Annotated in this window: 22 protein-coding genes; 5 read left to right on the top strand and 17 right to left on the bottom strand. The window is 49.6% G+C overall.

What is annotated here, in order from left to right; genetic code table 11:
• Positions 1-98: 98 nt before the first annotated feature.
• The 5 genes from VK958_RS01995 to VK958_RS01975 all read right to left on the bottom strand — a co-directional run bounded on the left by VK958_RS01995 (position 99) and on the right by VK958_RS01975 (position 4859).
• Positions 99-572 carry a copper chaperone PCu(A)C gene (locus VK958_RS01995; RefSeq protein ID WP_325238611.1) on the bottom strand — a complete coding sequence of 158 codons (474 nt, stop codon included), beginning with the start codon at positions 570-572 and terminating at the stop codon, positions 99-101.
• A complete protein-coding gene (locus VK958_RS01990) occupies positions 569-1936 on the bottom strand; it encodes a PepSY-associated TM helix domain-containing protein (protein WP_325238610.1) in 1368 nt (455 codons plus the stop codon). The genes VK958_RS01995 and VK958_RS01990 overlap by 4 nt, the downstream gene beginning before the upstream one ends.
• 55 nt (positions 1937-1991) lie before the next feature.
• Positions 1992-4052 carry a TonB-dependent receptor family protein gene (locus VK958_RS01985; RefSeq protein ID WP_325238609.1) on the bottom strand — a complete coding sequence of 687 codons (2061 nt, stop codon included), beginning with the start codon at positions 4050-4052 and terminating at the stop codon, positions 1992-1994.
• A gap of 59 nt (positions 4053-4111) precedes the next feature.
• Positions 4112-4360, bottom strand: coding sequence for a helix-turn-helix domain-containing protein (locus VK958_RS01980; RefSeq protein WP_325238608.1), 249 nt, complete (start codon positions 4358-4360; stop codon positions 4112-4114).
• A gap of 64 nt (positions 4361-4424) precedes the next feature.
• Positions 4425-4859: a DUF2946 domain-containing protein gene (locus VK958_RS01975; protein WP_325238606.1), complete on the bottom strand. Its 435-nt coding sequence runs from the start codon at positions 4857-4859 to the stop codon at positions 4425-4427.
• 62 nt (positions 4860-4921) lie between these two features.
• Between VK958_RS01975 and VK958_RS01970 the strand changes: the two genes are divergently transcribed.
• Positions 4922-5815: a DUF808 domain-containing protein gene (locus VK958_RS01970; protein ID WP_325238605.1), complete on the top strand. Its 894-nt coding sequence runs from the start codon at positions 4922-4924 to the stop codon at positions 5813-5815.
• A 44-nt stretch (positions 5816-5859) separates the two neighbouring features.
• Positions 5860-8178 carry a putative bifunctional diguanylate cyclase/phosphodiesterase gene (locus VK958_RS01965; RefSeq protein ID WP_325238603.1) on the top strand — a complete coding sequence of 773 codons (2319 nt, stop codon included), beginning with the start codon at positions 5860-5862 and terminating at the stop codon, positions 8176-8178.
• Here the strand turns inward: VK958_RS01965 and VK958_RS01960 are convergent.
• The 5 genes from VK958_RS01960 to murJ all read right to left on the bottom strand — a co-directional run bounded on the left by VK958_RS01960 (position 8161) and on the right by murJ (position 14370).
• Complete coding sequence (locus tag VK958_RS01960) at positions 8161-8505, bottom strand: DUF1905 domain-containing protein (protein WP_325238602.1); 345 nt, start codon at positions 8503-8505, stop codon at positions 8161-8163. The two genes, VK958_RS01965 and VK958_RS01960, sit on opposite strands and share 18 nt — an antisense overlap.
• Before the next feature lie 27 nt (positions 8506-8532).
• On the bottom strand, positions 8533-9009 hold the full coding sequence (gene lspA, locus VK958_RS01955; protein WP_325238600.1) for a signal peptidase II: 477 nt from the start codon (positions 9007-9009) through the stop codon (positions 8533-8535).
• On the bottom strand, positions 9002-11860 hold the full coding sequence (gene ileS / locus VK958_RS01950) for an isoleucine--tRNA ligase (RefSeq protein ID WP_325238599.1): 2859 nt from the start codon (positions 11858-11860) through the stop codon (positions 9002-9004). The genes lspA and ileS overlap by 8 nt, the downstream gene beginning before the upstream one ends.
• Positions 11861-11923: 63 nt before the next feature.
• Complete coding sequence (locus VK958_RS01945) at positions 11924-12826, bottom strand: bifunctional riboflavin kinase/FAD synthetase (protein ID WP_325238597.1); 903 nt, start codon at positions 12824-12826, stop codon at positions 11924-11926.
• Positions 12826-14370 carry a murein biosynthesis integral membrane protein MurJ gene (gene murJ, locus VK958_RS01940; RefSeq protein WP_325238596.1) on the bottom strand — a complete coding sequence of 515 codons (1545 nt, stop codon included), beginning with the start codon at positions 14368-14370 and terminating at the stop codon, positions 12826-12828. Before murJ ends, VK958_RS01945 begins: the two co-directional genes overlap by 1 nt.
• 270 nt (positions 14371-14640) lie before the next feature.
• Between murJ and rpsT the strand changes: the two genes are divergently transcribed.
• Together rpsT and VK958_RS01930 are read left to right on the top strand one after the other, a co-directional pair.
• A complete protein-coding gene (gene rpsT, locus VK958_RS01935; RefSeq protein WP_325238595.1) occupies positions 14641-15042 on the top strand; it encodes a 30S ribosomal protein S20 in 402 nt (133 codons plus the stop codon).
• A gap of 203 nt (positions 15043-15245) precedes the next feature.
• Positions 15246-15710, top strand: a complete 465-nt coding sequence (locus VK958_RS01930) for a PH domain-containing protein (RefSeq protein ID WP_325238593.1) — start codon at positions 15246-15248, stop codon at positions 15708-15710.
• Between the two features lie 71 nt (positions 15711-15781).
• Here the strand turns inward: VK958_RS01930 and VK958_RS01925 are convergent, their stop codons facing one another.
• The 7 genes from VK958_RS01925 to VK958_RS01895 all read right to left on the bottom strand — a co-directional run bounded on the left by VK958_RS01925 (position 15782) and on the right by VK958_RS01895 (position 21124).
• A complete protein-coding gene (locus tag VK958_RS01925; protein ID WP_325238591.1) occupies positions 15782-16975 on the bottom strand; it encodes a 5-(carboxyamino)imidazole ribonucleotide synthase in 1194 nt (397 codons plus the stop codon).
• Between the two features lie 92 nt (positions 16976-17067).
• Positions 17068-17562: a 5-(carboxyamino)imidazole ribonucleotide mutase gene (gene purE, locus VK958_RS01920; protein WP_325238589.1), complete on the bottom strand. Its 495-nt coding sequence runs from the start codon at positions 17560-17562 to the stop codon at positions 17068-17070.
• Between the two features lie 92 nt (positions 17563-17654).
• A complete protein-coding gene (gene proB / locus VK958_RS01915; protein WP_325238587.1) occupies positions 17655-18776 on the bottom strand; it encodes a glutamate 5-kinase in 1122 nt (373 codons plus the stop codon).
• 22 nt (positions 18777-18798) lie between these two features.
• Positions 18799-19875, bottom strand: coding sequence for an Obg family GTPase CgtA (gene cgtA, locus VK958_RS01910; RefSeq protein ID WP_325238585.1), 1077 nt, complete (start codon positions 19873-19875; stop codon positions 18799-18801).
• A 186-nt stretch (positions 19876-20061) separates the two neighbouring features.
• The gene (gene rpmA / locus VK958_RS01905) at positions 20062-20319 is read right to left on the bottom strand and encodes a 50S ribosomal protein L27 (protein WP_019881453.1); all 258 of its coding nucleotides are present in this window, start codon (positions 20317-20319) and stop codon (positions 20062-20064) included.
• Positions 20320-20349: 30 nt separating this feature from the next.
• Positions 20350-20661: a 50S ribosomal protein L21 gene (gene rplU / locus VK958_RS01900; RefSeq protein WP_325238581.1), complete on the bottom strand. Its 312-nt coding sequence runs from the start codon at positions 20659-20661 to the stop codon at positions 20350-20352.
• Positions 20662-20770: 109 nt separating this feature from the next.
• A complete protein-coding gene (locus VK958_RS01895; RefSeq protein WP_325238580.1) occupies positions 20771-21124 on the bottom strand; it encodes a hypothetical protein in 354 nt (117 codons plus the stop codon).
• A gap of 117 nt (positions 21125-21241) precedes the next feature.
• Here VK958_RS01895 and VK958_RS01890 point away from each other — a divergent pair, with 117 nt between their 5' ends.
• Positions 21242-22666 carry an aminotransferase-like domain-containing protein gene (locus VK958_RS01890; protein WP_325238578.1) on the top strand — a complete coding sequence of 475 codons (1425 nt, stop codon included), beginning with the start codon at positions 21242-21244 and terminating at the stop codon, positions 22664-22666.
• Positions 22667-22737 lie beyond the last annotated feature (71 nt).

Raw genomic sequence — 22737 nt, 5'->3', positions numbered from 1 at the left:
CTTGAGTGAAATATGAAAATGCCTCCTGTGAATACAAGAGGCATTGTTCATTATCCAGGCTACCCTTTGAGTAAGTCAGCCTCCTGGTTCTTGAGCAATCAATGATGCATATGCATGTGCGCATCTGAGTCAGACTCTGGAGGCGCCGTTGCGATAGCTTTGATTGATACTGTTGCCTTGTTGCCGCTTTCATCCTGCGTAACTAAACTGATAGCCACTGTTTCACCTTCTTTGATCTGGTGTTTTAACGCCATCAACATAATGTGATATCCACCAGGCTTTAACTCCACCGGCTTTCCGGCTTTAAGCGCTAAACGATCTACTCTTTTCATCCTCATGATATTGTCCGTCATTGACATCGAATGCAGCTCGGTTTTGCCTGCCACGGGTGAAGATAACGCCACGATTTCAACGTTTTTATCAGCCGTTAATTTCATATAGGCAGCGCCCACTGGCTGCCCGGGCACGGTCGGTTTCACCCATGCATCCGCTACCTTTAACTCTGCATGCGTTGCGATGGAGAAACAGGCCAGGCTAATAGCTACACTAAGATTTATGATCCAAGACTTCATTGTTGTTCCTTTGCGATGAAAAACTGCCACACGGTGTCGAAAATGAGCGCCAATACTATGGATACACCAAGTAAGGGGAATATAACACCCAGGGCCAAGGTGATGATGGCGACATTACGCGTTATTTTTCCTTCTTGCCGCCTGGGTGGCGGTGCAACAAGTTTGCCGGAGGGACGACGCTTGCACCACATCGTCACCGACGAAATGATCAGCAGTACCAGTGCAACACAGCCCACCAACATCATCAGCTGGCTGATCATGCCATATTGCTTGCCTTGATGCACTGAGGTTCCCCATTCTGTCACCCTGGCAACAGCGCCATATTCTGCATAACCGGTATCGATCAGCGTCTTTCCTGAATATTGATCAATATGAATCACCCTCTCCTGCGTCGCATCGGCGGGAAATTGTAAAGCGGTATATACGCCAGAAGGCCCCATCGGAAGGCGAATGGAATATCCCGGTTTTAACTTCGCCGATTCAAACATATGCTGTGCGGCATCCAAGCTGATAGGTGCAATAACACTATCCGATTTTTCATGGCTGGAGGTAGGCAACGTGGTTTTCTCCAGCGTCCAAGGCACATCGCCTTGCGAATCCAGGGGTATACTGGATTGCGGAATGGCTGCCCAGAGATAAGTCGGAAAACCCAATCCATAGGCAGTGCTAATTTTGCCCAGCTGCTGCCCCCAGAATGCAGACCATGGCATACCCGTCAGTGCCAGGAACAGGATAATACTACCGCCCATCAAGCCAGTCAGCGCATGTACATCTCGCCACCAGACCCGTTTTTTCGGTGATTCCCGCACGCTCATGATATTTGCAGTGTTGCCACGCGGCCACCAAAGATAGAGCCCTGTGATAACCAGCACCATCGCCCAACCCGCCACAACCTCCACCAGCCAGTTTGCCCAAGTACCGACCAAGGTCAGGGAATGCAGCTTTTTGACGATCAGCTCCCATTGCTGGCTTTCGGCGTGCGCACCCAGGATTTGACCGGTAAAAGGATTCAGCAGCACTTGCACGGTTTCACCATGTGGCTGTTTGATGAATACGCTGAGGCTGCGATCAATGGTTGCTGGCGTTTGCACCATTTTTACTTCGCCGGGATACTCGAGTAAAGCCTGTTGCGTCAGGCGTTGCAGTGATATGGCTGGTTGCGGGACAGGCATTACAAATCGTTCATTGTGATACACCCAGTCATTAATCTCGCCTCGAAAAAGGTAAAGACTTCCGGTAATCGCCAGGTTTAACAATATTGGCAGGCATAATAATCCGGCAAAAAAATGCCAACGCCACACCCTGGCATACAGCGCGGATTTGGTTTTTGATGCAGAGATAGGATTGGTCAGTTTAGATTGCATAGCATCACCACTTTTTTTATTTAAGAAAGCCCGGCGCATTCACCGGGCGATTTACTTAATAATTCCAGGTTACGCCAAGGTAAGCGGTACGGCCATCGCCTGGCAAAAACAATGCGCCATCTGCGCCACTCTGGTTTCTGGCGACGCCAGTGGTAGCCGCATATTTCTGGTTTGCGAGATTACGGCCTTCCACAAACCACGACCAGTGCTGATTGATTTTCTGACCGGCCTTCACGCCCCAGATAAAATAATTGTCGGCATACAAGGTTTCTGCAAAATCTACGTTGTAGCGTTGTGGTGACCACTCAATAGTCGGGCCGATGTAGAAATTCTCGAGGATATCACTACCACGGTAAACCAGTTCAGCGCGTAGTAATGAACGCTGAATACCTGGTAGGCGGTTGCTGCCATAGACAGGTTCATTATCCAGTTTGAAATCATTGATCAATAGGCTGGAACGCCATTGCAGACTGTAGGGTAGCCGTGCCGTCAGGCCAAACTCCAGTCCACGATGGATGGTTTTGCCGGCGTTGATCGTTTGGCTAGCGAAAGGCGAGCCAGCTGCGCTCACCTGAAGCAACTCATCTTGCAAGCGCGCCTGATAAAGCGCAATATCCCAGTCAACAAACTCACTGTTACCTCGTGATCCAATCTCAAACGTGGTTCCCTTTTGTGCACGCAAGCTGCTCACTACCAGGCTGTTCAACTCACCAAAACTTGGTGGTTCAAAACTGCGCGAGGCATTGGCAAACAATTGCACTTCCGGCTGCAATTGATACAGCACACCCAGTTTAGGGCTGGTCTGGCTGTAAGTTTTATCGACGCTCTGGTTACCGCTGGCGGTGATCAGTTGATCCTCAGAGTCGCGTTTGGATTTGGCATATTGCAACCCGGCAATCACTGTCCATTGTTCGTCAAGGCTTAACCTGTCTTCCAGGTAAGCTTCAAAGTTGGTTGCTTTCTGGTCAAAGTTATTCAACAAAGCCCCACGTTTGGCATTCACATTCAGGAAGTTTTTTGCATCTGTACGGCCACGGGTGGGTGAAAGCCCGGCTACGAATTCATTCTTAAGCCCGAATAATTCACCCATCTGTGACCAGCGCGCCGTCAGGCCTATATCGTTGGATGACTGGTCAATCACACCAGTGGTATCCCCAAAATTGCCTATCGGGTGATACAAGCTCTTGTGCGAGTAAAACGCGCCCAGTTCCAGTTTGCTCCCATCAAACAGGATAGTGGTTTTATTCGCCAGCCTGGTCACGTTGATATCGCGTTGATTGATGCCCTGCCCGGGAATCACACTGGCCTGCCTGGGGTCATCTTTCAATTGCGCTTTGGTCAGACTGCTGGAAAGCTGGGAATCGTTATTGACATAGCCAAAGTAAAAGCGGGTTTCAACCTGGTCATTGATTTTGATACCTACATTACCAGTCAGGCGATCAGCACTCTGCTGCGCATTATCACGGAAGCTGTCCGTGTGGTACTTGCTGGCGGTGACGAAATAGTCCACGTCACCTTTCACACCACCGGTACTGATTCCAAGGCGGGAGTAACCATAACTACCGCCTTCAGAGCGGATTTCCAACGGGGATGCCGTGTAGCCAGTACGGGAAATAAAGTTGATGCTGCCACCCAGATTGCTTGAGCCATATTGCAAGGCATTGGCGCCACGGTAGACTTCAATATAATCAGTAGCCATCGGATCGATGCCCGGAAAATCAAAGCCGCCATCAGCGAGGTTAATGGCGATGCCATCTTGCATTAATTTCAAACCCCGCCCGTGAAACGTGCGTTGCAAGCCGGAACCGCGTATCGATAGGCGGGTTTCTTCAGCACCAAAACGCGACTGGGCCAACACGCCGGTTGCCATGCCCAATGTATCCTGCATATTGCTGGTACGCCCTTCACGTACAGTCGCCATATCAACCACAGTAGTACCGCCTGCCGTTTTTGCCAGTTCCTTTTTTGCGGCTTCAATGTCTGGCTGTGTGAGTGATGTTTTCTGTTTCTCTGATACCACATTGACGGTATCCAGATGCTGGGTGCCCTCATGTTCAGCGTGAGCGAGATAAGGTAAAGCTGACAAAATAGCCAGACATATGTTTTTATGTTTCATTGCGAATTCTCCCTACATTTTTATATGCATCCACTTCGCTGACCAGCGAAGTGCGTTATTCAGGCGGCAAATACCTGCCTGGTAGATTCATCAGGTTGCCAGCGAATCAATGCGCCAATATCACAATGAAAATAAGTACAAAGCTTGTCCAGATGCTCGGTACACGCGTTATAAACAGGATTTTTAACCATGCGGTGCAAGGTCATGCGGCTGATGCCGGTAGATTCGGCAATTTCTTTGAGGGTGACGTGGCGTTTCCACTCCACCTGTTTGGCAAATATCATTGCCTGTAGGTTGATGACGATCATGAGATGACTCCTCTATGCCTGCAAAGCAGGCATGACTCAGAATCCGGCCGACATGCGGACGGTACTAGATTGAGTGTGGAGTCAGAGGTGGTGCGCGTGAGGGGTGCGCAGTGGGGTAAAAACTTGAAACAACAGGCGGTTGATAATTGCTTAGCGCAATCTGGGCCTGAGCTTGCTGAAACAGGAGGTAAGCTGGACTATGCGACGGTAAGGTCACCTCATCTAATGCCATATGACAGAACGGGCAATGATCAAGATGATGGCTGATGGAAACCGGTTTTTGTGAAGGCTTGAAATCTATCAGGGTTGAAAGCTGTTTTCCCTGAGTAGTCATCACCTGCACCAATAACTTGCTGCCCTGGGTTGAGCAGATTTGCCCGATGAAACTGTTGCCCTGCTGCATGGGGAAAGCGAGGCTCAAGGTAGGCACAAGGCTGACCAGCAGCATGGCCATAATGGCCAATCGTGCTATCCAGCGTTGAGTTTCCGAATTCTGCATCCTGCCATTCTAGCGGGATTCACGTAGAATAAGCAATCTTTGTAATTGACCAGGAATGTTTCATGGCCGCTTCCAGTTTGCTTGCCCTATTAGATGACATCACCACCATGCTGGATGACGTTTCGGTGATGAGCCAGGTGGCGGCTAAAAAAACCGCTGGCGTGCTGGGTGACGACCTGGCACTGAATGCGCAGCAGGTGACAGGGATTGCGGCCAAAAGAGAATTGCCGGTGGTGTGGGCAGTTGCGCGTGGGTCTTTTATTAACAAGCTGGTCCTGGTCCCTGCCGCCCTGCTGATCAGTGCTTTTATTCCTTGGCTGATCCTTCCGCTGTTAATGCTCGGTGGCGCGTTCTTATGTTACGAAGGGTTTGAAAAAATCTGGCATAAACTGCATAGCAAACAGGATACATTAGATAAAGCACCTGTGCATCAAGCCATGCAACAGTCAGAAACCGACCTGGTCGCACTGGAAAAAGAAAAGATAAAAGGGGCTGTGCGCACCGACTTTATCCTGTCGGCAGAGATCATTGTTATTTCCCTGGGCGTAGTGGCTGAAGCCGCATTGAGCCAACGCATTATGGTACTTTCCCTGATTGCCGTACTAATGACCATAGGTGTGTATGGCCTGGTAGCGCTGATCGTCAAGATGGATGATATCGGACTATGGCTGATGCAGCGTGAAGGGCAAAGCCTATTACCGCAAGCGACGCGTAAATTCGGCTGGGGTCTGGTCTGGGTGGTGCCCTATTTAATGCGGCTGCTGAGTATATTAGGCACAGCAGCGATGTTCCTGGTCGGTGGCGGTATTATTGCGCATGGCATTCATCCTCTGCACGCCTGGCTGGAGCAATTTCCGCAATGGTCTTTACTGCTGAATGCAGTCATCGGCATGGCGGTCGGCGCATTATGTTACGCCATCATTCACCCGTTGCTGTCATTTTTCAGGAAACACTAGTTTTTTTCTAACCCCTTGTTAGAATGCATAAACAAGGGGGCTGCATGATACTTTCGCGAAAAGTGTTAGTTGTTGCTGTATCGGTGTTAATCATCTGCATGGTGACTGCCATAAATGCACCGCCGGAAACAGCCTTGTGGCTGAACAATGTCCATTGGCTGCTAACCAATACCACCTGCCTGATATTGGCTGCTTTGGGTTATTTGCGCGCCAATCCAGCATACCGTCCCTGCAAACGCTGGTTTGTGATTGGTGCCCTCGCCTATTTTACCGGCGGATTATTATGGGTATTTGAAGTTCTCACCCGTCAACCCGACTTTCCCGCACAGTCAGACATTTTCTACCCTTTGATGGGTCCCTGCCTGATTATCGCTTTCATCCTTGCACTGCGCAGCCAGCTTTCACATTCCAAAAGCTGGGCTTTTATCATTGATGCCTTGTCATTCAGCGTTGCCATCCTTGGCTATATCCTGATCTCCTATTTGCCTAAATCGGCAGATGTGAATCCGTTGCAGCTGGCAGTGCTCACGGCTTATCCGGTCAGCATGCTAAGCGCAGCCTTAGTATCCTTTTTACTTATCCCCTATCTCAGGCCAGTGTGCATGCTCCCCTGGCTGCTGCTGAGTGCGGGGCTGACGCTGGACGGCGCCTGCTGGATGCAATGGAACCTGAATGCACTCAACCACAGCCCGCAAACCGATTTGTGGGTTAATTACGGTTTTTCTGTGGCCGACTTGCTGATAGGTACTGGCCTTTACGGTTGGCAAGTGCGCATTTCAAGGAATAGCAATTATCATCGGCACTGCCGCCGCCTGCGCAGCCTTGTGCCGGTCATTGCCGTGATATTCAGTATCAGCACCCTGATATTGATCTGGTGGCAAAGCGGCCCGCATCCTTATGCCTACCATATTGCTACCGGTTCGGTGATGTCTATTCTGGTGTTCTCTGCCGTCAGGCAAAGTATCCTGTTGCGTGAAAGTGAACGCTTGTTACGCGCAGAAAAGCGCCTCGCGGCAAAAGAGCTGGAATACCTCCAACTGTCGCGCAACGACCCGCTCACAAAACTACCTAACCGGCTAACTATGCTAAACCTGCTCGAGCATGCAGTGATCAGTGCTGCCAGTGAAAGTGGCATGGTGGCATTGCTGTTAATAGATTTAAAACATTTCCAGAGTATCAATGACAGTTTTGGCCACCGCACCGGCGATCTTTTTCTGCTGGAAGTGTCACGACGCTTACAGCTCATCACCCATGAACACGGAGAACTGGGCCGCGTGCATGGAGACAAATTTGCCCTGATCACCACACGCTACAAAACCGATACCGAACTGATGCACCTGGCACGTAACCTATGCAAAATCGTGCATAAACCGGTATTGATTGAAAACCATGAACTGATACTGGATGCATGTATTGGTATCAGCCTGTATCCGCGGGATGCCAGCAATGCCGACGAATTGGTGCGCAATGCCAATACCGCGCTCGCGCATGCCAAGCGCTCTACCCAGCACCAATTCTTATTTTATAGTGAAGACCAGACAAAACTTGCTCAAAACCGCTTCCGGCTTGATGTACAGTTACGCAAGGCAATCAAAAAAAAGGAATTCTTCTTGCAATTCCAGCCTATTTTCAAGCTGGATGACAACGCTCAGCTACACGTGGCAAATATTGAAGCCTTGATCCGCTGGCGTAGCCCCAATGGCCAGATTATCTCCCCGATTGAATTCATTCCCTACGCAGAACAATCCGGCCTGATCCTGCCATTGGGGGAATGGGTGATCGCCGAGGCATTCAGTCATTTGTCCGTACTCATGCAAAAGAATGGTCAGCCTGTCGGGCTATCAATCAACATTTCCCCACGCCAGTTCCGCGATCATCATTTGCCTACGCGCATTGCCAAGCACCTGAAGCAATACGCGATCCCGCCTGGACAGATCACGCTGGAGATCACTGAGAGTGCAGTGTTTGAACATGAAGAACAGGCGCTGGCGATACTGAATCAATTAAAGGCATTGGGCGTGCGGGTTTCACTCGATGACTTTGGGGTAGGTAATTCATCGCTGTTTAAACTCAAGCAACTACCGATAGATGAACTAAAGATAGACCGTGCCTTTATGGTCGATGTGCCTGAGAACAGTGCTGATAGCGAGATTGTCAGTACCATTATCAAGACCGCAGAAATTTTGGGCATTGCGGTGGTAGTTGAAGGCATAGAAACCCAAGCGCAGCTTGATTTTTTACGCCAGCTAGACTGCGATTACTTGCAAGGTTTTCTGCTTGGCAAACCCATGTCCATCGAAGATATTGACGCTTTATTGGCTGTCAGTCCAAACGGTTTCACCAGGCTAAAACAGAATATTTAGCATAACGGTAATCTCGCTGCCCACGACTACTTGCAGCTGTTTGCGGATATCAGCTTTCAGGAACAGCGCAAAACGCTTATCGTCAAAAGCAGGAAAGATGGATGTTTCCCATTGCGGGTGGTGCTCTTCTACAGCTGCCTGTGCAGTGTTTTTTGCAGTCACTTTTACTCTGACAGCACCCCAGCCACGGCGTCTGGTTTGATGATATTGCCTGAGCGTGTGAACTTCATCAGAGATGGTCGCGGGCAGGCTAACGTAATACCAGGTGCTTTTACTGCCCTGCCAGCGTTTGATCACATCGGTAAATGTATACGCCAAACCATCCATGCACACTCACTTTGCCCATTAAAAACACTAACCGGCTGGGTTTTTAAAACTATCCAGCACCAGCAAGCCAACGCCAACACAAATCGCACTGTCTGCAACGTTAAAAGCCGGCCATGCCCATTGCTCATAGTAAAAGAGCAGAAAATCCACCACATAACCCAATGTCAGGCGATCATATAAATTGCCCAACGCCCCACCTAACACTAGAGCGATACCAAAACAGAATAATGTTCTATGTGGATGCTTGACCAGCAGATACACCATCACTACCGAAGCCAGGGTAGACACGGCAGTGAAAAAGCCATGCTGCCAGCCGCCTGCATCCGCCAGGAAACTGAATGCCGCACCTGTGTTGTGATACCGCACCAGGTCAAAAAACCCTGTGATGGGCAGATGCTCACCATAGATAAAAGCCTGTTGCACTAGGTGCTTGGTATACAAATCGAGCGCGATTATTACTGCGCTCAATATCAACCAGGGGAATGCCGAGCGAATGTTAGGCATATTTGCGCGCTTCACCGTTGCCGAACAAGTTACTGACACAGCGCCCGCAAATACTTGGATGCGCCGCATCACTGCCTACATCGGCACGGTAATGCCAACAACGGTCGCATTTCTGGTAGCTACTAGGTTTCACCAGGATTTTCTGCGCACTCATATCGGCCACCTTGTAAGTCTTTGCCGCAGAAGTAATGGTGACAAAGCGTAAGTCATCTTGCAGACTGCTTAGCGCATCAAATGCCTCACCCGCCACATGGAACTCAAGCTCTGCCTGCAGCGATGACCCCACCTTGCCTTCACCACGGAGGATTTCGATCTCCTTGGCGGCCTGACCGCGTAAATCGATCATTGTTTGCCAGTGTGTTAACTGTGTTTCACTCAAACCATGTGCAGGTAATGCATACCACTCTTCCTCAAACACAGTGGCCTGAGTATCCATGCCTAATGTCTGCCAGATTTCATCCGCAGTAAAACTCAGAATCGGCGTCATCAAACGCATCAAGGCATGTGTGATGTGATACAACGCGCTTTGCGCAGCGCGACGCGCTGGCGAAGTTTCACCGCTGGTATACAGACGGTCTTTGAGAATATCCAGGTAGAATCCACCCAAGTCTTCTGAGCAGAAACCAACGAATTTCTGCACCGCCAGGTGGAATTCATATTTATCGTAATCCGCCAGAATACCTGTTTGCAGCTCTTGCGTTAAATGCAAGGCATAACGGTCTATTTCCAGCCATTCGTCCACCGGCAATAAATCTTTTTTCGCATCAAAATCTGCCAGGTTAGAAAGCAGGAAGCGCAAGGTGTTACGGATACGGCGATAGCCATCAGCCACGCGTTTGAGGATTTCATCACTGATGGTCAGTTCACCGGAATAATCAGTCGAAGCTACCCATAAGCGCAGAATGTCCGCACCGTAAGTGTCCATCACTTTTTGCGGTGCCACTACGTTGCCTTTGGATTTACTCATTTTATGCCCGGCACCATCCACCACAAAACCGTGTGTCAGCAAGGCGTTATATGGTGCATGCCCGTCAATCGCACAGCCGGTCAATAAACTGGACTGGAACCAGCCACGGTGCTGGTCAGAGCCTTCCAGATACAAATCTGCCACTGGTTTTCCTGCTGCTGCTCGCGTCTGTGCCTCTACCGCCAATGACGGATGTTGGGTAGAGCGGATGACTGCATAATGCGTCGCACCAGAGTCAAACCAGACATCCAGGGTATCGGTCACTTTTTTGTATTGCTCTGCGTTGGCTGGCGCATTCTGACTCAGGAAAGCTGCGCCATCCAGGCTAAACCAGGCTTCAACCCCCTGCTGTTCCACCTGTTTGCAGACAATTTCAAGCAGGTTCAACGTATCAGGATGCGGCGCGCCAGTTTCCTTATGCACAAAAAATGGCATAGGCACGCCCCAGTTACGTTGGCGCGATACACACCAGTCCGGGCGATTTTTAATCATTGCTTCCAGTCGGGCGCGTCCCCAGCTAGGGAAAAACGCTGTCGCATCCACTGCAGTGTTCGCTTGCTCACGCAAAGCTTTGCCGTCAGGGCCGACAGAGTTCATGCCGATAAACCACTGGTGCGTCGCCAGTTGCATCAATGGCGTTTTATGGCGCCAGCAATGCGGAAAGCTATGATTCAAACGCGCGGAGGCGAACAGCACGCCGTTTTCCTGCAGTTTTGCCAGTATGATTTTATTTGCTTCCTGACGGCTTAAGCCACGGATGTCAGCCAATTCCACCAACTCGCTGTTGAAGAATTTGCCATCTCCGCCAATCAATATCAGTGGCTTTTCATTAGGGAAGTTGGCGCGCATCACCAGCCAGTCATCATTACCGTGTGCAGCCGCGGTATGCACCAGCCCGGTACCAGCTTCGGTCGTGACGTGGTCGCCGGTTATCACCGGCACCTGGCGGTTATCAAATGGATGTTGCAGTAGCAAGCCACGTAAAGCCTCGCCTTTACAACTTGCCAACACAGAAGTATTTTCTTCGGTATATCTGGCCAGGGTTTTTTCTGCCAGCTCACGTGCCAGAATCAACAAACCTTTGCTGGTTTGGATCAGGTCATAATCCAGCTCGGCATTCACACTCACCGCCTGGTTAGCAGGCAGCGTCCATGGCGTAGTGGTCCAGATGACAGCATACGTATCACCATTTACCGTGGTGCCAAATGCCAGGCTCAATGCCGAGTTATCCACGACTTTAAAGCCAACATCAATTGCTGGTGAATTCACATCTTCGTATTCAACTTCAGCTTCAGCCAGTGCTGAGCCACAATCCACACACCAGTGGACCGGCTTGCTGCCTTGATACAGGTAACCGTTTTTGTAGATATCGCCCAACGCACGCATGATGTCAGCTTCGGTATCGAAAGCCATGGTCAGGTAGGGATGATCCCAATCACCAAATACGCCCAGGCGGATAAAGTCTTTCTTCTGCTTTTCAACCTGCTCGGCAGCATAGGCACGGCACAGTTCGCGGAACTTGGCTGGCGCTATATTTTTGCCGTGTGCTTTTTCAACGACCAGTTCAATTGGCAGGCCGTGGCAATCCCAGCCTGGCACATAGGGTGCATCAAAACCACTCATGGTTTTGGCCTTGATGATGATGTCTTTGAGGATTTTATTCACTGCGTGACCGATATGAATGTCACCGTTGGCATACGGCGGACCATCATGCAAAATGAATTTTTTGGCCCCCTGACGTTTGGTGCGGATGCGGTCATACACTTTGCGCTGCTGCCAGCTTGCTAGCCAGGCCGGTTCGCGCTTGGACAAATCGCCACGCATGGGGAAGCTGGTCTCAGGCAAATTCAGTTTGTATTTAGAATCTTTATTTTGGTCAGTCATTTAAAAATCTCAACATTGCATGCCCTGCATTTTCATAAGGCAGAGCACAATATTTCTTGTTAATTACTTCACGGCACCAGACTGGAAGTATTGTTTAGCGTGTAAGACGTCGGCTGCAATCTGTGCTGTCAATGCATCCAAGCCAGCAAATTTCATCTCATCCCGCAATTTGTGCAGAAATTCGACATGTACATGCTGGTCATATAAATCACCATTAAAATCAAACACATGTACTTCCAACTTGAGCTTGGGGATGCCTTCCAGGGTGGGCCGTACGCCCAAATTGGCAACTGCCGGTAAATTATTCAATTTTACCGCATAAACCCCGGTGAGTGCAGGCCGTTCGTGGCGCATATGCACGTTGGCGGTGGGGAAGCCAAGCTGCCTGCCTAACTTCGCTCCATGCACCACTTTGCCGCTGATACTGTAAGTGCGCCCTAGCAAAGTATGCGCTTTTGCAAAGTCGCCTGCCGCTAATGCGTTACGCAACAGGGTACTGGACACCCGTTCACCGTCAAACTGCACTTCCGGCAACGGAATGACGTTGAATCCATGTTCAATCAAAGTTTGTACAGTGCCCGCCCGTTTGGCACCAAAACAGAAATCTTCACCTACCATGACAACATTGGCATTGAGTCGCTGCTGCAATGTCTGCATGAACGTGGCCGGTGTCTGGGCAGCAAAAGCATGGCTAAAGCGTTGCACATAGACACGCTGCACACCAAATTCCGCAAAATACTCCAGTTTTTCGCGCATGGAAGCCAGCCTTGCAGGCGCATTTTGCGGCACAAAAAATTCACGTGGATGAGGCTCAAATGTCATCACCGCCGGCACAATTTTGTAGGTGTGGGCATAGGCAATTAACTGTCGCAGCAAGGCCTGATGGCCTAAATGGATGCCATCGAAATTGCCTATGGCAATGGCTTGTGGCGAAGAAGAAAACGGAATATGGCGGAAAATCTGCATTATTTGGCCACCCGCTTCATAAAGTCTCTGGGACGGAAACCCAACAATCCCAACATAGCAAAGTAAATCAGCATGCCCATCACCACCACACCAGCCAGATGAACCAATCTATCCAGGGGTGGCATTGCAAGCCAGTCGCCAGAGACGGTGGCTACCAGATGTAAAGCCACGGCCATGATCGTCACGGCCAGTAATAATTTAGCTAGAAACAAACCCCAGCCTTTATTCGGCACGAAAGCACCCGACTTTTGCAAACTCACCCAGAGTAAAGTTGCGTTTAAACAGGCGCCGAGCCCTACAGCCAATGCCAATCCGGCATGCCGCAATGGTGTGAAATACAGAAACAGGACATTCAATATCTGTGTCATTATCAATGTAAAAATAGCGATTTTCACTGGTGTTTTAACATTCTGTCGCGCGTAAAAACCGGGCGCCAACACTTTCACCATGATCAACCCCAACAAACTCAAGCTGTAGGCAATCAAAGCACGCTCGGTTTGTGCAACATCAATTGCGGTAAATTTACCGTAATAGAACAAGCTGGCGACCAGCGGCTTCGATAGCACCGCCATGGCCACTGCCGCGGGAATCGCCAGCATAAACGTCAAGCGCAGCCCCCAATCCAGTAACTGCGAAAATTCATATGCTGATTTATCCACGTGGGCTTTGGATAAGCTGGGCAATAGAATAGTACCTAGTGCAACGCCCAGCACGCCAGTGGGAAACTCCATCAAGCGATCAGCATAATAGAGCCACGAGACACTGCCGGTGGGCATAAATGAAGCGAATATGTTATTCAGCACAATCGAAATTTGCGCTACAGACACTCCAAAAATGGCTGGTCCCATCAATTTGAGAATACGTCGCACGCCTTCATCCTGCGTGTTCAGCGCATAGCGCGGCAACATGCCGATTTTCTGTAAGGAAGGTAATTGGTATAGCAACTGAATGATTCCGCCAGCAAACACTGCCCAGGCCAGCACGTAGACTGAATTATTAAAATGTGGCGCCACAAACAAAGCCGCCGTAATAAAGCTCAGGTTCAGCCACACCGGCGTAAAGGCAGGCACCTGGAATTTGCTGTGTGCATTGAGCACACCACCAGCCATTGACACTAGCGAGATAAACAAAATATAAGGGAAAGTAATACGCAGTAAATCGGTGGTCAGCACAAACTTGGCCGGGTCGCCGACAAAACCGGGCGAAGTCAGCCTTACAATCAACGGTGCTGCCAGCATACCTATAATAGTGATGCCGACCAGAAACAGTCCCAGCAAACTGGAGACATGGTTGATCAGAGCCTTGGTCGCTTCCGGCGTGCGCTGTTTGCGGTATTCGGAAAGAATAGGCACGAATGCCTGGCTGAATGCACCTTCGCCAGAAATGCGGCGTAAAAGATTGGGAATTTTAAACGCGACAAAAAAAGCATCGGTCGCCATACCTGCGCCAAAAATACGGGCAATCAGCGTATCACGCACGAACCCCAGCAGGCGCGAGATAAACGTCATGCCACCCACGGTGGCCAGGGCTTTGAGCAAGTTCATATGGGGTTCAGGGCTTCCGGCAGTTCGCTAAAAACACGTCAGGCGATAATATGTGCTTTATCTTTCCGCCCTCAGCTTTCCAACTTGTAAAACAATTCTTTTTAACTTCCAGAATAATTGTTTTAAAGTCGGGCGATTTTAACACGCGGCTATTTAGAAACAGTATCAGAATCAGCAGAAAAACGTTTTTCGCCTTGCAAAAACAAAGCAAAAACAGTATTATGCACGGTTTCGTATTACACCCCTTTGAAAGCTACAGGATAACCGAACATGGCAAATACCGCACAAGCACGCAAACGCGCGCGCCAGTCCGTAAAAGTAAATGCACACAACGCTGCGTTGCGTTCAACTTTGCGTACTGCGATTAAAAAAGTAATCAAGGCAATTCAAACTGGTGACAAAGCTGCTGCAGTTGCGTCATACCAGGAAAATGTGAGCGTGATCGACCGTATCGCTGACAAAAAAATCATTCACAAAAACAAAGCTGCTCGTCATAAGAGCCGTTTGACAGCTGCGATCAAAGCATTGTCAGGCGACGCACCTGCTACTTTGGCTTCTGTGAAAAAAGCTGTTGCTCCTAAAGCAGCTCCGAAAAAAGCTGCTGCTAAAGCCGAAGCCGCGCCAGCCAAAAAAGCTGCTGCCAAGCCTCGCGCGAAAAAAGCTGCTGAATAATTTCAGTAGGGGTGCTTACTAAAAAGGCCGGACGGATGTCCGGCTTTTTTTATGGCTTGTGCTTTTTATAGCTTTAAGTGCAAAACCTACAACGGCTTGATTTTGCACAATTCAGCCTAGCTGATACCATCCTTCCAGTGTTTTAGTTTCTCTCACTTAGAGACCCCCTTAACAAACGCATTCCTTTTGCCAGGGAGAATTCTTTGAGCTTTATCGATAAAAATTTGCTTTCCAATGAAGTTGTAATTTATCGCGCCAACTTACATTGGGCCATCTTCATCAATGCCTTCGTGTATTTGTTCTTAAGCGTTCTCACATGCGCATTTAATGTTTGGATTACTGAACCTAATCAGATTCTATGGACAATCAGCCTACTCGCGCTGGTGTTCGCACTCATTTCAGGAATCAGTAGCTATATCAGATTGAAAACTTCTGAATTCGCCATCACCAATAAACGTGTCCTGATCAAGGTTGGTTTTATCAGACGCCACTCTTTAGAGGTGCTGCTACATAAGGTCGAAGGCATAGGCGTGAATCAGAGCATTCTTGGCAGGATATTCGGTTTTGGCACAATTATTGTGACCGGCACAGGAGGCACCAAAGAAACATTTGACCAGATTGACTCGCCTCTGGAGTTCAGGAAACAAGTCCAAGCCCACTTGTCCTGAAAAGGAAACTGACCAGGTTTCAATAAAAATGCCCGGATTACACCCGGGCATTTTTTATACTGAATAAGGCGTTACTCGCCTATATGCAACTCACTGCGCGCTACCTTGGCAGCATTTAATACTGCCTGCGCATCTTCACCAATCACGGTGAAATGACCCATCTTGCGGCCTTTACGCGGCTCATGCTTGCCGTATAAATGCATCTTGAGGTTACCGTGTGCAAATGCTTTATTCCAAGCGGGTTCTTGCTGCTGTCCACTATAAAGCCAGCTATCGCCCAGAATATTCACCATTACGGCATTGCTGTGCAGGTTAGGATTACCCAATGTCTGGCCGGTAATCACGCGCACCTGTTGTTCAAACTGGTTGGTGATGCAGGCATCCAGGGTGTAATGGCCGGAGTTATGCGGCCGTGGCGCAATTTCGTTAATCAGCAACTGGTTGCCGACCACAAAAAATTCCACACCTAACACACCGACATAATTGAGCTTGGTTGCCAGTTTTTTGGCCAGCTCTTGCGCATTGGCTTTAATCACCTCAGAACACCGGGCCGGAGCGATGCTCACATCCAGGATGCCATTCAAATGGCTGTTTTCAGCAGTTGGGAACGCAGCAATATTGCCATGCACATCGCGCGCCAGCACGACAGAGACTTCCAGGTCGAGTGCGAGCATTTTTTCCAGCACACAGACTTCCTGCTTGAAACCCTGGAAGGCTGCCTTGGCTTCCGCCTGGTTGGCCACTCTTGCCTGGCCTTTGCCATCGTAGCCAAAACGCGCCACTTTAAGTACCGCAGGATACATGTCGCCATCTTCCGGCAGATCGCTTTCATGAGTGACTGCGACAAATGGGCCGATAGGCAAACCAGCTTCCTTGAAAAAAGTTTTTTCCTTAATTCTGTGCTGGGCAATCGCTACGGCGTCGGCGCTTGGATGGACAATGGTCGATTTAGCCAGCGTCGCCAATGTTTCGGCAGGCACGTTTTCAAATTCGGTCGAAATCGCCGCGCAGGTTTCTGCCATGGTTTTCAGCGCCGCTTCATCATCATAAGCTGCACATAAGTGCACATCCGCAATCATGCCTGCCGGGCTATTTTTGTCCGGGTCGAGCACGGTGACTTTGTAGCCCATTTCGTGCGCTGCAATCACAAAAAAACGACCAAGCTGGCCGCCGCCTAGCATGCCCAACATGGCGGCTGGCTGAATCACGCTGAATTCATTTGCATTATGTAAACTTTGATTTTGCATATCTGGTTGCGAAGTCATCAACAATCCCCATCACGCCCTGACAGAATTACCTTGTGCGGTTATTCTATTTTTTTGTAATTCTAAGCCAGGGTATGTTCTTGAATAAAAATTTAAGGCTGCTCAGGCAAGTCCATGGCATGCACTTTTTCAGCTTGTTTCTGGCGGAAATCTGCCAGTTTTTGCGCCAAAGCTGCATCGTGGTTGGCCAATACCGAAACTGCAAACAGACCGGCATTCGCCGCGCCTGCATCGCCAATCGCGAATGTAGCCACCGGGATACCTTTAGGCATCTGTACGATAGATAACAGCGAATCCTGACCTTGCAGGTGTTTGGATGGAACAGGCACACCCAGTACCGGCACTGTGGTTTTCGCTGCCACCATGCCCGGCAAATGCGCAGCCCCGCCGGCACCGGCGATGATCACCTGAAAACCATTTGTCGCGGCTGACTCGGCAAACTGGAACATCAGGTCCGGCGTCCGGTGTGCGGATACCACGCGCGCTTCATAAGCCACGCCAAAATCTGCCAGCATTTGCGCAGCATTTCTCATCACCGGCCAATCGCTGTCAGATCCCATAATAATGGCTACCAGAGGTTTACTCATATCACACAACCTTTTTAGTTAACTTTATTCAGTGCAAATCCAGTTTGATAATACTTAATTAAATCTTCATGCAAACGCATGAGTGACTTTTTTTATAACACCACCAGGTTATCCCTGTGGATCAATTCTTTTTCTTCTACATAGCCAAGTATGTTTTTAATCTCGCTACTCGGCTTGCGCATGATGCGGCGCACTTCGCTGGCATGGTAATTCACGATGCCGCGTGCCCATTCTTTGCCTTCGGCATCGACACAGGCCACTACATCGCCACGCTCAAACTGGCCGATCACCTCGACTACGCCTATCGGCAGCAGGCTTTTTCCATCTTTGCATAATACATTCACCGCGCCAGTATCGAGCACCAGCTTTCCACCCAGGCGTAAATGATCTGCCAGCCATTGTTTCTTGGCGATAATTTTCATTTTTCCGGCTTGCAGGTGGGTCCCGATCGCTTCGCCCTGACTTAAACGAACCAGCACTTGTGGCTCACGGCCAGATGCAATCACAGTATGCGCGCCACTATTGGCGGCACGTTTGGCAGCCAATATTTTGGTCAGCATACCACCGGTGCCGACTGCGCTGCCAGCACCTCCAGCCATGGCCTCCAACGCCGGGTTACCTGCCATTTCGGAATGTACAAATACCGCATTGGGGTCTTTACGCGGATCAGCAGAATAAAGACCTTGCTGGTCAGTGAGGATAATCAGTGCATCGGCTTCAATCAGGTTGGCGACCAGCGCACCCAGGGTGTCATTATCGCCAAAGCGGATTTCTTCAGTGACCACGGTATCATTTTCATTAATGATGGGAATCACATTCAAATCGAGCAAGGTGCGTAAGGTAGTGCGCGCATTGAGATAGCGCTTGCGGTCAGCGAGGTCGTCATGTGTCAGCAATAATTGGGCGGTGTGCAAGCCATGTTTTGCGAAACATTGCTCGTACATTTGTACCAGCCCCATCTGCCCTACTGCCGCAGCAGCTTGCAGCTCGTTGATTTCCACCGGGCGTTTTTTCCAGCCCAGGCGTTGCATGCCTTCAGCCACGGCTCCACTGGATACGAGAACCACATGTTTGCCCTGTTTGACCAGGGCACTGATTTGCTCGGCCCAGGCAGCGATAGCACTCTTATCCAAACCCTGGCCATTATTGGTGACCAGGCTGGAGCCAACCTTCACAATCAGGGTTTTACTATCTTGAATAAGGGAGACACCCATACTGATTTTTATTATCTGTTATTTATTCAATCACTTGCGGCGCTTGAGCCGATGGTGCTGCTTGCAGTTGGTCAGCTTCAGCATGGCGCTGCACGCGCGCCTGGTCAATATGGTCCATGATGGCATAAGTCAGCTCTTTGCAACCAATACCGCTAATCGCAGAAATAGCGAAAACGGGACCATCCCAGCCATAAGCTTTGACGAAGTCTGCGACTTTCTCAGCGCTGTCAGGCAGCATGTCGATTTTATTCAACACCAGCCAGCGAGGTTTGTCATATAACTCTTGATCGTATTTCTTTAACTCGTTAACGATTGCTTTTGCTTCTTTTACCGGATCGACCATTTCATCAAACGGTGCGATATCTACCAAGTGCAGCAATAACGAAGTGCGTTGCAAATGGCGTAAGAATTGGTGGCCTAATCCGGCACCTTCAGCCGCACCTTCAATCAGGCCTGGTACATCAGCGATCACGAAACTGCGGTTGCTATCGACACGCACAACCCCAAGATTGGGGTGCAACGTGGTAAACGGATAATCAGCGACTTTAGGCTTGGCCGCAGACACAGAGCGTATAAATGTAGATTTACCCGCATTTGGCATACCCAGTAAACCAACGTCTGCCAGCACTTTTAGCTCCAGGTAAAGCTCGAAAGCTTCGCCTGGATCGCCTTTGGTACATTGGCGAGGTGCGCGGTTGGTACTGGTTTTAAAGTGAATATTGCCCAAACCACCTTTACCGCCACTGGCGATCATCACCTGTTGGCCATCGACATTCAAGTCGACCATGGCATTGCCGGTCGCTTTGTCGCTGATAGTGGTGCCTACAGGGACACGCAGCACCATATCATCGCCACCCTTACCGTAGCAGTCTGACCCGCTACCGTTTTCGCCGCGCTGGGCTTTGAAAGTTCTGGTATAGCGATAATCCACCAGGGTATTGATATTGCGGTCTGCGAGCACGAATACCGAGCCGCCTTTGCCGCCATCGCCACCATTGGGGCCACCCATGGGTTCGTATTTTTCCCGGCGGAATGTGGCTACGCCATTACCGCCGTCACCGGCGTAGACCTTGATAGTTGCTTCGTCAATAAACTTCATATAAAAATTGCTTTACTCGTAATCTTGCATGTTTTTTGTGCTCGTTCCTTGCCGTACTATTGTACTGTCTGCGTCACTGCGCGCAAAAAACAAGCAAGCTAACGTCGTACGCTAATTTTTCTTTAATCGTGAACTATAAAGTAAAAAGCCCCGTCAAGCGACAGGGCTTTTTACATGAATCTGCGATTAAACCGCTTCGATGCTCACTGTGTGGCGCTTCAACGCGCCTTTGATAGCAAATTTAACTTTGCCTTCAACCAGCGCATACAGCGTGTGGTCTTTACCCATGCCTACGTTTTCGCCAGCATGCATTCTAGTACCACGTTGACGCACGATAATACTACCGGCGTTAACCACTGTTTCACCAAAGGCTTTTACGCCCAGGCGCTTGGCTTGTGAGTCGCGGCCGTTACGTGAACTACCGCCTGCTTTTTTGTGTGCCATGTTTGATTCCTTACTCTAGCAATCTGCCGATTAAGCAGAAATAGTATCGATTTGAATTTCAGTATAGCTCTGACGATGACCTTGAGTCTTGCGATAGTGCTTACGACGACGCATTTTAAAGATCATCACTTTGTCGCCACGGCCATGTGATACCACAGTGGCACTGACTTTAGCGCCGGCTACCAGAGGTGCACCAATCGTGGTTGATTCACCGTTTGCAATCAACAATACCTTGTCGATCACAACAGTAGAGCCCACGTCACCAATTAATTTTTCAACTTTTAATTTTTCACCAGCGGTAACTTTGTACTGTTTGCCACCTGTTTTGATCACTGCGTACATAAAAATGCCTTAAACGTCGCCTTTTAAAGAACCCGCAATTATACGCAATTTATTCAATAATGCAAATACATTTGCGTATATTCCTATGCTGATGCGGATCATGATTTTACTACCCTGAAACAGGCAGAGATCTGGAGACTACCCCTGCTCGCCAAGGCTTGATTATACCGTGTGTGTAGCAACCATACACACTTAATATGGTATTGAGCAAATCGTCGGCCAATAAAGAAAAAATACCGCTAGGTGCCTGATAGTCATTGATACGATAAAGCGGTGGCATTTCAATGTTATTCAAGGAGCTTAATGGCTGAAAATGGACCGAAGCCATTTCCTCGCCTGCCAGCATGACTTTGACATTGAACATATCCGTTACTGATAACGCCATCGATTGCCCGTCACTCAACCACAACAGGTAATGTTTTTTGTTTAACCGTTCGATATGGCTGATAATTAACTGGGGCATGATAAAGGTGTGATCGCAAAAAGGGATCATCGTAAATGGTACAGCGCTTGCCAAACAGCTTCAGTTTGGATTTAATTTACCATATCAGTTGTCCGTAACCATCATTTAAAACCTCACGTGAAAAAATACGAGATCATTGCCGAAGAAATTGCCAGCGCCATCCAGCAAGGCTTGCTTAAACTCGGCGATAAACTGCCTTCAATCCGCCAGATACAAGCCCTGAAGCAGGTTAATGCCTCTACCGTTTTCCAGGCTTATTATTTGCTGGAAGCGCGTGGTCTGCTGGTGACCCGGCCGCGCTCAGGCTATTACGTGGCGGGCCAGTTGCGCACCGAACGCGTGCTGGCATGCGCCAGCCATATCCACACAGGCCTGCCGACCACCTTACAAGTCAGTGACCTGGTATTCACCCTGCTGGATCGTATCAAAGATCCTCAACACGTGCCGTTCGGTTCGGCATTCCCCAGCCCATTGCATTTCCCCCTTTCAAAACTGGCGGGGCATATGATCGCATCTGTGCGGCGCATGCAACCGTCTGATACGGTCAGCGATATCGGGCAAGGCGATGTTGAACTGAGGCGCCAGATTGCATTGCGTTACCAGCTGGATGGCACGCAAACGGATGCGGCAGATATCGTCGTGACCAACGGTGCGCTTGAAGCGCTCAATCTGAGCCTGGCCGCCGTGACCCAGCCCGGTGATAGCGTCATTATCGAATCACCGAGTTTTTATGCCGCCTTGCAAGCGATTGAAAGAATGGGGCTAAAGGCGATTGAAGTACCTAGCCATCCTGAGCATGGTATCGATCTGATGGCGCTGGAACAGGCCATCATCCAGCACCAGCCAAAAGCCTGCTGGCTGATGACCAACTTTCAAAACCCCACCGGCAGCCTGATGCCGGAACATAAAAAGCAGGCACTGGTCGCGATGGTGACACGCCACCGCGTGCCGCTGATTGAAGATGACGTTTACCGCGAATTGTATTTTGGCAAGCAGCGTCCGCTACCGGCCAAGGCCTGGGATACAGAAGGCTGGGTGATGCATTGCAGTTCTTTTTCCAAATCGCTGGCACCGGGGTACCGCGTCGGTTGGGTCTCGGCGGGACGATATACTGACCAGATTACCCGTTTGAAAATCTCGACCACCCTGGCCACGTCCATCCCGGCCCAGCATGCGCTGGCGAGTTACCTGGCGAAAGGTGGTTATGATAAATACCTGCGCCAGCTCAGGCACCAGCTCATGTTGCAGCAACTGCAATGTTCACAGGCCATCCATCAGCACTTTCCCGAACAGGTACGCTTTAACCTGCCGCAGGGAGGCTATTTTTTCTGGATGCAACTGCCGGAGAAATGTGACAGCCTGCGCCTGTTCCAGCAAGCCATTACCCACAATATCAGCCTCGCTCCCGGGCATATGTTTTCGTCGCAACAACAATATGCCAACTTTATCCGCCTCAATTATGGGCATCCGCTGAATCCACACAGCTTGCAAGCGATACAGACCTTGGGCAAGCTCATTTCAAACACCTCAACCACAAACTGATATGGTTTTTTAATTAAAAACTGAATCTGTTTAAACTTCCTTAAACCGCCTATAGTGCACTCGTCTCCCGT

The sequence above is a fragment of the Methylophilus sp. genome (assembly GCF_035460085.1).
Classification (GTDB): Bacteria; Pseudomonadota; Gammaproteobacteria; order Burkholderiales; family Methylophilaceae; genus Methylophilus.
This window is presented reverse-complemented; position numbering and strand designations above follow the sequence as displayed.